This is a genomic window from Pseudomonas sp. LS-2, assembly GCF_003605735.1.
Taxonomy (GTDB): domain Bacteria; phylum Pseudomonadota; class Gammaproteobacteria; order Pseudomonadales; family Pseudomonadaceae; genus Aquipseudomonas.
In genome coordinates this window covers 163,789-176,179 of the sequence record NZ_QXTJ01000040.1, presented here as the reverse complement: position 1 = coordinate 176,179, position 12,391 = coordinate 163,789, and the positions used below count along the sequence as shown (strand labels likewise).

Annotated in this window: 11 protein-coding genes; 2 read left to right on the top strand and 9 right to left on the bottom strand. The window is 55.8% G+C overall.

Annotated elements, in window-relative coordinates; all coding sequences use genetic code 11:
• Positions 1–76: 76 nt before the first annotated feature.
• The 4 genes from D3M70_RS26455 to D3M70_RS26440 form a co-directional block, all read right to left on the bottom strand.
• Complete coding sequence (locus D3M70_RS26455) at positions 77–1,309, bottom strand: hypothetical protein (RefSeq protein ID WP_120128664.1); 1,233 nt, start codon at positions 1,307–1,309, stop codon at positions 77–79.
• Between the two features lie 49 nt (positions 1,310–1,358).
• The gene (locus tag D3M70_RS32110; RefSeq protein ID WP_165869898.1) at positions 1,359–1,514 is read right to left on the bottom strand and encodes a hypothetical protein; all 156 of its coding nucleotides are present in this window, start codon (positions 1,512–1,514) and stop codon (positions 1,359–1,361) included.
• Between the two features lie 286 nt (positions 1,515–1,800).
• A complete protein-coding gene (locus D3M70_RS26445) occupies positions 1,801–2,013 on the bottom strand; it encodes a hypothetical protein (protein ID WP_120128660.1) in 213 nt (70 codons plus the stop codon).
• Between the two features lie 224 nt (positions 2,014–2,237).
• Positions 2,238–2,675, bottom strand: coding sequence for a hypothetical protein (locus tag D3M70_RS26440; protein WP_133306524.1), 438 nt, complete (start codon positions 2,673–2,675; stop codon positions 2,238–2,240).
• A gap of 708 nt (positions 2,676–3,383) precedes the next feature.
• Here D3M70_RS26440 and D3M70_RS26435 point away from each other — a divergent pair.
• Positions 3,384–3,659 carry a hypothetical protein gene (locus tag D3M70_RS26435; RefSeq protein WP_120128657.1) on the top strand — a complete coding sequence of 92 codons (276 nt, stop codon included), beginning with the start codon at positions 3,384–3,386 and terminating at the stop codon, positions 3,657–3,659.
• A 34-nt stretch (positions 3,660–3,693) separates the two neighbouring features.
• On the opposite strand, the gene D3M70_RS26430 is transcribed toward D3M70_RS26435, so the two are convergent.
• The 5 genes from D3M70_RS26430 to D3M70_RS31785 form a co-directional block, all read right to left on the bottom strand.
• Positions 3,694–3,924 (bottom strand): hypothetical protein, encoded by a 231-nt coding sequence (locus tag D3M70_RS26430; protein ID WP_133306523.1) that lies wholly within the window; start codon positions 3,922–3,924, stop codon positions 3,694–3,696.
• Positions 3,925–4,016: 92 nt separating this feature from the next.
• Positions 4,017–4,472 (bottom strand): hypothetical protein, encoded by a 456-nt coding sequence (locus tag D3M70_RS26425; RefSeq protein ID WP_120128654.1) that lies wholly within the window; start codon positions 4,470–4,472, stop codon positions 4,017–4,019.
• A gap of 114 nt (positions 4,473–4,586) precedes the next feature.
• Positions 4,587–7,016, bottom strand: a complete 2,430-nt coding sequence (locus tag D3M70_RS32105; protein ID WP_165869897.1) for an RNaseH domain-containing protein — start codon at positions 7,014–7,016, stop codon at positions 4,587–4,589.
• Positions 6,994–10,116: a hypothetical protein gene (locus D3M70_RS26415; RefSeq protein WP_120128653.1), complete on the bottom strand. Its 3,123-nt coding sequence runs from the start codon at positions 10,114–10,116 to the stop codon at positions 6,994–6,996. Before D3M70_RS26415 ends, D3M70_RS32105 begins: the two co-directional genes overlap by 23 nt.
• Positions 10,104–11,105 (bottom strand): hypothetical protein, encoded by a 1,002-nt coding sequence (locus D3M70_RS31785; protein WP_133306522.1) that lies wholly within the window; start codon positions 11,103–11,105, stop codon positions 10,104–10,106. Before D3M70_RS31785 ends, D3M70_RS26415 begins: the two co-directional genes overlap by 13 nt.
• A gap of 197 nt (positions 11,106–11,302) precedes the next feature.
• On the opposite strand from D3M70_RS31785, the gene D3M70_RS26400 reads away from it, so the two are divergent.
• Positions 11,303–11,677: a hypothetical protein gene (locus D3M70_RS26400; protein ID WP_120128648.1), complete on the top strand. Its 375-nt coding sequence runs from the start codon at positions 11,303–11,305 to the stop codon at positions 11,675–11,677.
• Positions 11,678–12,391 lie beyond the last annotated feature (714 nt).

Genomic DNA, 12,391 nt, shown 5'->3' with positions numbered 1-12,391 from the left:
CGATTGATCACTGATCGTTTCAACAGAGGATCGCTAGTGACGATCGAAACTCCGAGCTCCCTGATAGCTGATTAAGTTAGTGGCCTGGATAGAACAGGCGGCTGTCGAATTGCTGCTCAAAAAAAGCAGGTAAAGACTCGAAGTCGCCATCCCAGCCGCCTTTCCAGTGCAAGCCCAGTAACGAGTCGAAGCGCAAGACCCACTTCCTCTTCCCGAGCCTGCCGGCAAGTGCCAAGGCCTCAGGCAGGACATGCTTGAATACATCAGCCTCTCTCCCAACACCATGATTGTAGGCGGCTTGGTAGTATTTCATCGCCTCTTCGTTGCGCCCTGACAGAACCAAGAAACGACCGCGAAGCCAATCGATAATGTGATACGTCTGCGAGGCAATGGGCGCCCAGGTTTTTTCCAGGCGGCCCAACATGTCTTCGACGGCTGCCGCGTCTCTGGAGATGGATGGATTGTAAAGTGCTTCCCTCAGTGCAGAGATGGGTCGATCCGGGCCGATATTCAGGCCCTGCACTCGATCCATCTTTCGTTGTCGCTTAAGCCAAAAGAAAGCTTCTTCGCATGTTAGGGCGTCGTCAGGAAGGCTCAGGAAATTCGCGATTGCCTCGCGAGACTGCTTAGGCGTCCTTCCCAGCAGCCTTGCAGTCACCACCCACAGTTTTGGGCCGAACTCCGAGCCCAAACCCAGCGCCCGCAATATCTCGTCCGCCCTATCTAGATTCGGAACTCCTGGGCCGTCCAGCCACCCATCGAGAGTGTCTCTGCAATTGTCGGTATCGATATTGTTTGTGACTGCCCGGTACTCGCAAATTTTTGCGTAGTCCTTAGCACCCCAAGTACACAACGCTTTCACGAGGCAACCGAACGGGGCTGCGTCCAACAAGATTTTTTGCAGTGCAACGATCGGGAGAGCACAGTGGATCATCCTCAAGGTAACACTCGCACCGAACGCAAAAATGGTCGGCCAAAGCAGGCTCATCATGTCACGCCGGTCGAGAAGACCTGCTTCATGTTTTGGAATCAGTGCAGCGTAGTATTCAAGCCAACGGCGAAAGCTCAAAAAAATGGCGTTGGCGAGTGGCTCATCACCAATGAACGTTGCCAAACGTTTTTCGAGCGCCGACAGGATGGTGCTGGGAATTTCGATTGGGTCAAGAGCAGGCCGCTTGCGTTCATCCTTGTAAGCCTTTAGATCGTCGTAGAGACCAGTAGTCTCCGTCGAGAGTACCAACCCGCTACGAGTGGCCAGTTCATAGACAACTTCACCGATGGATGGATAGGGTGAGACTGGGAGTTTCATTCAATCACCTGGCCCAAGGAGGCAGTCCTCCTTGGACACCTAGCCTTAGTTATTTTGTTGTCTTATCTGCCGCCCTTGCTGCTCGGGCAGCGAAGCTTTCCGCCGGGATAGTGCCTCCATTCTCGCTCGCCGTCGCTTGGTAGATTCGTGCTTTGGCTTCTTGCGTCATCGGTTTGGGCTTGCTTGCAGACGTTTTTTTGGACATGAGCTTGCTCCTTGGAAAGTCAGAGTTGAACGCTTGTGCGTTGGAGCTGACTTTATTGATCTCCTTGAGTCTGGTCAGGGGGGATAATTCGGAAAAAATGAGAAAACACGCTGCGTCACTCTCACCGTGCTGGTCTGCGTAGGGGCTCAACACGCGAGGGCAGTCGACGACCGAAAGCATCGCTCTGCTGAAAGGTGAAGCCCTGCGAGGCGAGCTTCAGCAACACGGCGTCCGTCTCCAGTCTACGCCTTGCCATTGAGCGCTACTGGCCTGTTCAATGTGCTGTCTATCGGGCGGCCTTCAGCGCCCTCAGCTCGGCTGTCAGAGCATCATTCATCGCTACCAGAGTGCGTGCATCGCCTTTCAGCTTCCTGATGTCTGCCCAGGCTTCGTGGAGTTCATCGAGCAGCATCAGGCACTGATGCTGGTAGCTCTCCAGCACAGTACGCATACCGAGATCAAAGGGGGAGTTTTCTGGGATATCGGTTGGATCGGTCATAGGGAATACCACAGGAGTACAAATGTGCTCCTGCTAGGTTAGCGTCCAACACTGGATGGATCAACAGCTATCCTATGATTGAATCGAGCAGGAGCGACGCGAGGCCAACCTTCCGCGAGTCGCAATATTTGGCTCACATATCCTTCATCAGCGCCCATCATCGTGACGCACTAGACACTGACCTGCTCCCACGCATACAAATGGGAGAGTACCGTCAAGATGGCTCAGAGCTTGGTGACGCTCAGGATCGCATGTGGCTCGATTCGCTGAGCTTCAGCGTCGAAGCAGGTATTGGCGTAAGAGGAAAATTCTTCATTGTTGATCTCGCCCCAGCAGTAGAGCAGAGCAACGCCTAAAAGATGATCATCCAATACCTTGGCTGAGCTGAATTTCACAATGCACTTGTGCAGGCCCCCGCACACTATCGCCATTATGGATTCGCCGAAGCGATGTTCGTAGCCGTTACAGATGTCCTCAATGATCTCGGGCAAGTGCAAGTAGTCGTGGTTTGACACCTTGGCAGAATGAAATGCCACCTCGCGGACAAGCATGGCGTAAGGGCCATGATGAAAAGGATCTCCAGTTTTGAGGCCATACTGGAAGTCCCCGACCCCTTCGCACCGGAGCGCCGCCAGATTGTCCCTGCGTAAAGGCGTATCCATGAGTTCGCCTAGCATCCCCCAGATGTCGTTGAGGATTGCGCCAAGCGGCAGTATTCGTTCGTAAAGTCAGTATCAGGGCGTACGCGGGTCAGGTGGAACCAGCACACCTCGCTCAAGCGTTTTGACTGAGCGTTCAACTTTTTCTTGCACGTTTCAATTAGGTAGGTATCTGGGGAGCACGGGATCAATCCGGTATCATAATCAGCCTCCAGATCTATGCTTCGAAGTAGGGTCTCGATGGCTCGTACCGGAACCGAAAAAATCTCAGAAAGGCTGGTAATGGCAGAGCCATAGGTCTCACAGTCCAAGATCATTACCTACCCCTCTGAGACGCTGCGTTCACATGGGCCGAGACTAGCCCAACAGATCACGACTTTGCCATGTTTTGACCTTCGATCCTCGACCCCCACACCCGGTGTTGTCGCAGCGGTTTCAAGCGAACTGCTGAAGAGGTGCGGTGATTGCTGCACTTGCCTGATGCGATAAGCAACAAAGTCGGTTTCGCGAAGTATTGTCGCTAACGCAAACCATTAGACTGCTGACGATTTTCCGAACTGACGCAGGACAGCGCAGCCCAGTCGCGCCGTTGCGCGGTCTGACCTGCACCACCGCAAGTGCAACACGCCTTAAAGAAAGAGTTTGGATTTAGATGTCGAATGGCAAATTTGGTCGCTTGCGGCCTAGGTCTACGGCGCAAGTCTTGAGTCAATGCTGCGAATGGCCCTCGATGACTACAAGCGGCGTCCGGGATTGCAGGATCTCACTCGACTGTATCCCACCTGCGTTGGGACGGCGACATACCGTTCGCTGGAGTCAGCACTTCTGGGTGGCCGCTACGCGTCTTCGGTAGCGGTTGGGCATCTGGAATTGCGTGTCGAACTGCGCTGGTTCCTCCAACGCCACCTGCAGCAGTCGCTTATCCAGGCCCAACACGCCACGGCCCCCATAATTGACAACTATTTATCTACGGATCTGGGGCTGTAAGGGGGGGCGAAATGACTGTTCACTTCATGTGCGCTTACTTTGCGCCATCGTGTATCCAGGCCGCGTAGTCATAACGCAGCGCCTCGGGTAACCGAGGCAGATCCTTCTCGGCGTCACGTAATCCTTCTGGGGTGCGAGTCCACGTGGCAATCCAAGTGCAAAACCTGAGTTCGGACGCTGGGCATTTACCCATCTGCTTTTCCAGCAGCGCGGCCAGTGCCTTGAGTCGTTCGAGATTGTCGTCCAAGTCTTGAATCTGATTCATAGCATCCATAACCCACCTGGTTTTAGGACAAGCATGCCGGCCTTTCTGGCCAGCATAGTGTGGAGCTCCGTCGCAATCGAGTCCGTCGAAGATCAATCGGCTCCCAAGAGCTTCTTGAGCGACTTGATGGCGACCCCAATGGCTTTCATGACACGAGGGGTGCGAGGATCGAGCAAGCTCCCGTAGCGGTTGCGAAGAAGACGCTGCTCCTCACGCGCGTACTGGGCAGCAAGCGGGTAGTGATCGCCTGCACGACGTTCGAGCTCAGCCATAGAGTTGAAGCGGGAAATGTCAGTGTGGTGCTTGCGGTGCAGCCGTTTGTCAAACTTCGAGATATTCATCAATCCGATCGCGTAGCCCCCCATTGCCCAGGCATACAGCTGTTGGCCGGTAAATTCGTGAACACCCAATGAATTAACCAGATCCAGAGGCAGGGTTGACTGCGTGCCAGCCGCATACACCAAGAACGGCACGGCCGCAGCAACGATTGCCCTGATAGGCAGCGATGGGTAAGCGATAACAAGTTTTGTGTCGGTAAGGTTGGGCAAAGCAAAGCTCCTTGATAGCGGCCTAGATGGGCCTTCCACCCCATCATAGGCATCGTAGCGTTCGACGCAATTCATAATGGGGTTCCAAAATCGCGGCCGCCACATGGCCAATCCTTAAAAACTGCTTTTACGGTGCCGCTCGATTAGCGGGTGATCTTTGGCGATCTGATGTGCTGCGTGCAGAGGGGATGGAAACCGCAGATATCCATCCCACATTGGAGCGAATTTGCACCAGAGTCCTACCTGCAGGGCCATACGATCAGCGGTCGCGAAGTCGCCTGGTTGGATCACGACGAACTCGGTGACTCCGAGTTGTTGCCATGGGTCTCTCAGCCGGGATTGCCTGATGTCGTAGCGTGTCTGGTGACGCTGCGATTGCATGCGGCTGTAATGTTTAGTGAAAGAGGTGAAGTAATAGACATTGGCCTGGTCTTCTGCCTGATGTACCCCGATTTTTGAGCCGATGTACATAGGAGCCGAGGGTGATTTGCTGTGTACCCCGGTCATCTGGGCCGTCTGACTGTCGGCTCTCACACGCAACGCCCAAGCGCCTCGGGGGAACGCAGGCAAGCCGTGTCCGGCACCATCGTTGAGGCCTGGGTAGAGTTTCTTGAGTCCAGCGCTCATCAGCACGATCAAAGGAGTGCCTGCCACAGCAGTCGGGGCCAGCATCGCCCTGTTGATGAAACTGGTCGCTTCATCTTGATTCATCAGTTTTGAGGTCGCATGGATACGGCACAACCCCTCCTGATAGCTCATCCATCCGTCAACTAGCGATGCGAGAGGCGGTGTCGAAGCGCTTCCGTTGCCGATAGCTGAGGGCCAATAGACCTCTAAATCGCGTGATCCAATTATCGTCCTAGTCACTACTGGGAGGTAGAGGTCGGTGGATTGCGGCCGGATGGTCTCAAGGTAGATGGAGAGCACGGTGGTACCGCTGGCCATTCCTCTGAGCTGACGCAAGGGCTGGGGGGCGTATCCGGTACTTCTAACGGCGTCGAGTAAGCTATTGAGCGCTGGGAAATCCACGGCGTCTTCGACTGACTCTGCGGCAGATTGTCGCTTGGATACCAGTTTGGAAATTCGTTTACCCATTTTTCGATCCGCAGAAGCTGGAGCTGGACTTCTCGGTTCGGAGACATTACCAGCGCCGGGCGCGGGCGCTATGTGCCACAGGAACTGTGTAGCAATTCCATGCTTCGCAAAGAGCGCCCTGAGGATGTGCTTGGGGTCGGTCTCCGTTTTGGTGGCGACGGCAGGCACGGATTCGACTATGGCGACCTTTGCTCCCAGTTCTTCAACACGCGGTAAGACCTCGCTGTCGAACCAATGCTTCACGTGCTCGTAGGAGGTCAGCTCAGTCAACGCTTGTAGGGCCCCTGGACGCTGTACCTGCTGAAGGATCAGCATTGGCCTTACTCCGTCATCGAAAACTGGCGTAAGGTCGTCTAGGCGCTCCTGAACGTCAGCGACACGGCTCATGATGTCCGTGTGGGCCGTGATTACCGCGATTTTGATTGGAGGCTGTTCTGGATCCTCACCCTTCGCAGGCACAGCAACCATGTTGCCCAAGTGGCGGGCGAGCATGGGCTTGGCACTTGATACTGATCGCTGGAAATGAAAACTTGCCTGATCCAGGAACAAAGGGCCGGCACCGTTGCCGACTGGCCAAAACGGCGGCACGTGAGCGTGGATAGGTCGCAGTTGGCCTATCAGCGGCAGATCGCCCTGACCAAGCTGCGGGAGCTCTGCAATGCCGAGTCGCTTTAGCACCGTAGGGGCAACGGTGCTGTATCGCGTCTCGAATCTGCCGTCCGCGGTCATGGGCGGGATATGTACGGCGAACTTGGAGATTCCGTGCCCGGTATCAAACCAGACCTTGTTTGTGGCGTGGCGCCACTGGGGCAAGATGTGGCTCAAATGCACGCACACCGCCGCGTAAGGCTGCTGGCGACGGTAGAGCAGCACCAACTGGGTTGTGATCGCGTGCATAGCGATTGCTTGCCGCCCTTCATTCGCATAGGTCAACGGCTCATCCCAGGCGAGCAGCGTGGCGTCACTGCAAAGCCTGAGGCTCAATGGCTTTGACGATTCCATCGGCCGCTCTGCCATTCGCTGAGCCAGCATCCAGGGCACAATCTTGTACATCGTGTTCGACTGCTTGGGGTCAGCAAAAAGCGTTGATGCGTGCAGCAGCGTTGGCTCACCTGGCTGCAGCAATGACGTCACCTCCTGCGTCCCCTCAGCCGTCTCATCAGCCCAGAAATTGATCGCTGCGCACAGCTGCTGATGCGAAAGAGGATTCACCGACGCGATGGCAGGTGCCGAAGCCTTTGTATCGGGCTTGTAGTTCACCCATACGGGCCCGCCGGCGACGGCGCTGAGGATCTCCTCCAAACCACCGGTGGGAAGGTTGGGCCTTTTGAAGAGCTGGGTAAGTCGTTTCCATCCATGACAATACTCATCCGTCGCCTTGAACTGATGCACCGCAGGAAGTTCTTCGGGGTCGAACTGGAAAAGGTTAGTCCTCAGTAGGTGGGTCATCGTGATACCTCGGACTCAAGTCAGGTGTGGATTCATCAATGTATTGGTTCATGGCGTCGACAAGACCGGCGTGATGCCGTGAAAACTCGTCCCAATGACCGGCTTCATTAAGCGTGGTGATGGTGGCGGAGAGGAGTTGCGACCACGTTGTATGCCCATCGTAAAACGCAGCATCGGCCAGATAACAGGTAACTGGCGTGCCGCCGCGGCGCGCACGGCCCACCAGCTGGGTCAGAGTGACCAGGACGTTCATCATGGTGAAGTGCCGGATCGCCTTCGGCTGTCGGCTGAAGTAGGGCGGTGAGGTACGTATGCCATTGAGCGTCCTGTTCGCCAGCAACCTTTCCTCAACAAGCGCCAAACCCGGGCTTGCATTGGGTAACACCTGGTCGCCGACGATGTAGCAGAGGTGCGCAAGGTTGTTGCCTGGTTGATCGGAGGAGGGCATTGGGCGTACACAGACGATCACTCCACCCAAGGCTGATATGCCTTTGCGGGTAACGAGGTTGTGCCCCCTTGCCATCGGATAGATGGAGCTCACAAGCAGCTCCACCTCAGCACCTGGCCCGTCGGCAAAATCAACCAAACTGTCGTAGGTCATTCGCTGGCTGCGGGGTAACCGATCCTGTCGATCCTCTCTCTTCCCACCACGCACCCAGGCGACTTTTCTGGTGCCGCCGCTGACCTCGTGCAGTGTGGACGCCAACTCTTCGGCCTCAGCATCGCTGCCGGTGACCAGCAACAGGCGCGCGCGCTCGCGGGTTTCATCGCAGGCTTGAAGCGCAGCAAGTTTTGCGTTGAGCCAAGGTGTTATTTCCTGTCCCAAGCGGCGAACGTTTTCGAGGCGATTCTCAATGTCCGAACCAGAAACATGGAAATTGCCGTGAATATTCTCGAACCGGATGTGGCCTTTGGCGTCGGGTACATCCACCAACGTCTTGGCGCGTAAATCGAAGCTGCTGGCGCCCGGGAAGTAGGCCGTGGCGCTGAAGCCGATAAACGTTCGCTCAACCCCAGCGTAGATCTGGGACGTCAGGTTAGGTAGAAATTGGAGCGTGCGATGAGGGTCTCCGCACATGGCCACCACCTGCAACGACCAGGAGCTGCGCCCCGTGCGCTTGCGCTTGAAGCCATAAACGACACGTTGCAGTGGGCCCAAAGGCGTGGGGCTGAACGGTGCTGAGCCGGCCAGATCCTGCTGAACCCTTACGGCTGAAGGCACCTTGGCTCGAACCATCGCCGGAATATCTGCGTAAAGCGTGCGCAGGCTTTCTTCGATGTAATGCAGGCTGGCTCGCAACACCAAGGCTGCGATCAGCCGTTTGATCTTGTCATCGTTCAGATGCTTGCCCAGAAGTTTGGCTTCACTCAGGCGGTCAAGCGCAATGGCAATATTGAGGTAAACCTCCTCAGGCGCGGGTAGCGCGTTGTTTCGGGAAAACGTGCGAAGCAAGGCCTGCAGGTCAAGAAAGTCAGAGGCTACCGGCTCGTCGCTGAAGCCACACACCGCGTCCAACCCCTCAGCGGGTACACCCAGGCTTTCGCTGATGAAAAGGTCGTCAGCGCGCTCCCAGACGGTCTCTCTGTTTGGCCACTGCAGCTTGTTGCGCGCGAGGCTGATCAGGCGGGTAGTGTTCATGATGACGGCAGCGCACGCACGCTGCACACGAAAAAGCACACCGTCATCCAGGTCTGGGATGCTGTCTTTGCCAAAGACCTCCAGGTACAGATCCGCCAGGCTGCTGTGCTCTCGGTGGTTGCTCAATGGCAGCTCAAATTTGCTGGTGTCAATCGCGCTCTGCAGTAACCCATCGATTTCATCGATCAGAAACAGGGGGGCGGAACGCAGCAAAAGCTCCAAGATACTATGAGTCGATGCTCCGTTTCCCTCGACGGGAATCCGTGTAGTGCTGGAGATCAAGGCATGGTGGTTCACAACCACAATGTCCGCCGACAGCGCTTGCTCAAGCATTGTGCGTTTGCCGCACTGAGCCAGCAGCGGGCAGTTGCGCAGCCTCTTTGCTGCTTCCTTGTCCTCGTTATGGCGAACCAGATTGAGGTTAAAGCAGGGCTCGTCGTCCGGCTCGCTAACGCTTGCGTCCGTGGCGCAATAATCCATTAAACAGCGGTAATCATAGGGGTGATCATCCCGTCCATTTGCCAGGTAGTAACTTCCGGCGCTGGCGATTTTGCGCTGAGAATGCAAGGGGGCTATGCGCACGTGACTGGCGACAACTTTCGCTTCTCGCTTGAGCGTTTCTACCGTGTTGCGAACATCAATCAGGGTCGGCACCGCGATGACAACCCGGTTTCCTGCCAACGCACTAGCCAGCGCCATGAGGTTCACTGCGACGCTTTTTCCTGAGCCAGTGGGCGCGTTTGCGCGATAGAACGAACCGGCAGATGCCTCCACGCGTCCATGGTTGGGGACAATGTTCGACAGCGATACTCGGTGGCTTGCGTGTAAATTGAGTTGGGGGGCTGCCGCTGCCGCGTCCAGCCGCGTTGCCAGGTCATGGAGCGTTTGCCAGTCCCAGCAGTGGGTGGCGACGTAGGGAGCCTCATTCATCTTCAGCAGGGTGTCGGGCGGGTCGAGCCTGGGCCTGAGTTCTTCGGGGATGACGAAGGTTCGATAACCGTCGGCTGTGTGCTCTCTCAGCTTGACCGGGCCGGCTTCGGGTAGAGGCGGGGACGATGATGCGGTGGGCAACTGTCTGATGGCATTGAGCAGCTCATCGATGAGGCCGTCGAGATCAAAACCCGGTTTGAGGCAATAAAGATCCCTTTCTCCGATCTTGGCTGTTGAGAGGTCGTCATTTGCCCGCTCGGGCTCGACCGGGTGATAAGGATATTTCTTCGACAGGAGAAGCTTACTGGCCTGGCTAACAAAATTACCGCTGAAATTGAGGTCGTACGGGCGGTACTTAATCAGTTCCATGATCTGCCTGCGCGCCACCTGAGAGGCCGTCTCCCAGCCGATCCATAGGTGAGGGCGCCCCATAAGCAGCGCTTGCGCATCGGCCAGTATGGGCTCCTTGCTGATGTGCTTGATCGCGAGTGCGAGCGCCAGGCTGGTCGCGTTCTCGGTTAGCGTCGGCATAGGCGCGCAATCTTGGTGACACACTGTGATTCGGTGAGTATCAGGTGGTACTCACATTGCTCGCGCAGAGAGGGCACCTCACCTTTTTGGTAGTCGGGAATGACGATCCAGATGCCTTTTGCATCGGTGTTGGCCAGGCGATGGCCTAACATTCGCGTCGAGCGCCATACCTTGGCGTCCAGCCAGATTTCCAGATCGCCGACTTCGACTTTTACGTCGCTGAGATCAACGTCGGGCCACAGGGTAGGACGCAGCCCAAGCTTTGCGAGGCGGTCATGCAGCCGACGCTCCAGAAGGCCCGGAATCAATGTGAACTTCCAGAGCGCAGTGTTTAGCCTGTATCGATCTTGCGCATCGACTGCGGGCACTGAACGCCCGGTGTCTAAACGGTAGAGTTGTCCGTTTGACCACCGACACACACCTACCGATTTTTCACACCATTGGGAACCGCAACACACCTCAGATCGCTGAATCTGCATTGGCCAACCACACGATGGGCAGGGGTAGAATTTTCCCGCTCTGGTGAACTGTTCCGGAATTTGTTCGAAAAGCGACTTGAACTGAACGCCCAGCTCGACGAGAAAATCCAGCGCCTGGGAGCTGTGGATGTGGGGGTGTTCACAAAGAAACAAGCGGAAGGTACGGTATTCGTCGTCACCACGGGGACGGTGCTGACAACGGTCGCGGACATCCTTGACGATGCTCTGCACGTTCTCCCAACCAGTCCTGGGGTCGTACTCAAGTGCAATTTCATCGCAAAGAGTGCTGGGTTCATCGTTGACTTGCAGGCAACCCTCAAAGCCCTGTCGGTACTGATCGTCGATCCACCTCTCGATCGGCAGACTCAGATAGCGGTTCAGCGCCGGGATGCTCAGTGCCGGATGGCCAGGATTCAGCCACCAGAGAATCGAGCTGATCTGGCGCAGCAGAGCATGGCGTTCCGAGACCATTGATGGGTCGAGCTTGGTAGCCTTGACCAATGCGCTCATCAAACGTTGAGCGTCGCTTTCCCCTGGAACCATAGGCCCCCCGAAAATGCGCGCACGCGGAGCGGGAAGCCCGTGTGCCGTGGACTTTGCTGACAAAATGCCGCCATTTAGGCTGGTTCAACATCGGCTATTGCGCAAGTCGCCCCGCAAATGGACTATTTCTGTGGCGGTGCCCAGACTCAATCAGGAGTTCGTTGATGAAGGATCAAAGCAAACTTCCCTCTCAAGGCTATTTTCCGAATAAGCGGGTCGTCGAGTACGCGACCGTGCTGGTCGACCTTGCGCACAAGCATCTACCCAGCAACCTGAAAAATCCCAACTACGAAGACGATGACCTGGTGGCAGGGCTTTACGTGTCCCCAAACGGACGGCTGACGTACGACACACTGTACCTGGATGATCTGGCACTGGCAGAGGCCTTTGCGAGCCACTTGGACGTCATCTTTCAAAAGCGTAAATACGCCGGGCAATACGCCTTGAGGGTTGAAGTCGCCACCACCACCCAGACAGTGACAGCGACCAAGCAGCGGCTCAGGTGCTCAGAAGCAGTACGCAGTGTGCTGTCCCCTTAGGTTTCGCAAGCCAGCTTGACGAATTGATGCGACAGGGCGAACAAACCCGAAATTTGGCTTCGAAGTGCCTGTCGCAGCAAAAACCAGAATTTGATCGGATTCTCAATCACTGAAAACAACCGGAGGCCAGTAGTTACTGGGCTTGGCGGGTATTGCTGCACCGGAAGGTTGGCGTTGCCAGTTTGGCAAAACGGCTACCGTTCGTCGGAAGCTACCCATTTATTTCCACCCCACCCCCTTTAAAAATTTCAAACGAGACGGAGCTCTTATATTTGAGAGCAAAAGAAAAAGCGACGATCCGAAACTCCTGATCGCGGACTGGGATCGGAACGCTTGTAGCTGTGCTTCTACGCTTTTACGGTTAGCATTTTCGGGTTGTTGAACACAGTCTTGAAGCTGAATCAAGCTGCCCCGCCAGGGGCTAGAGAGGTCGGTCTTAAGGCCGCAAGGCCGAGCTGCTTTCTCTTTGAAAACAAAGAAAACCGACACAGCAAATTTTAAAGACAGATAAGTCCGTCTATTGAGTTTCCCGTGCCAGACAACGCCCGGACTTCATTCAAGCTGGCCATGCTCTTGCGGGAGCGTAGTGTTCTGGTAAGTGGCGATACCGCTGTATTTAACCGAAAATCGCATTTCGGTGAGATGTCGAAGGTGAAGAATGATCAATGCGGGGTTGGAAGACGAGGTCTGGCAGTGTGCTGCTCAATCCTATGC

Coding starts and splice junctions, on each gene's coding strand:
- D3M70_RS31785 (WP_133306522.1), bottom strand. CDS start 11,105: ATGAGCGCATTGGTCAAGGCTACCAAGCTCGACCCATCAATGGTCTCG.
- D3M70_RS32110 (WP_165869898.1), bottom strand. CDS start 1,514: ATGTCCAAAAAAACGTCTGCAAGCAAGCCCAAACCGATGACGCAAGAA.
- D3M70_RS26440 (WP_133306524.1), bottom strand. CDS start 2,675: ATGGATACGCCTTTACGCAGGGACAATCTGGCGGCGCTCCGGTGCGAA.
- D3M70_RS26435 (WP_120128657.1), top strand. CDS start 3,384: ATGCTGCGAATGGCCCTCGATGACTACAAGCGGCGTCCGGGATTGCAG.
- D3M70_RS26415 (WP_120128653.1), bottom strand. CDS start 10,116: ATGCCGACGCTAACCGAGAACGCGACCAGCCTGGCGCTCGCACTCGCG.
- D3M70_RS26445 (WP_120128660.1), bottom strand. CDS start 2,013: ATGACCGATCCAACCGATATCCCAGAAAACTCCCCCTTTGATCTCGGT.
- D3M70_RS26400 (WP_120128648.1), top strand. CDS start 11,303: ATGAAGGATCAAAGCAAACTTCCCTCTCAAGGCTATTTTCCGAATAAG.
- D3M70_RS26455 (WP_120128664.1), bottom strand. CDS start 1,309: ATGAAACTCCCAGTCTCACCCTATCCATCCATCGGTGAAGTTGTCTAT.
- D3M70_RS32105 (WP_165869897.1), bottom strand. CDS start 7,016: ATGACCCACCTACTGAGGACTAACCTTTTCCAGTTCGACCCCGAAGAA.
- D3M70_RS26430 (WP_133306523.1), bottom strand. CDS start 3,924: ATGAATCAGATTCAAGACTTGGACGACAATCTCGAACGACTCAAGGCA.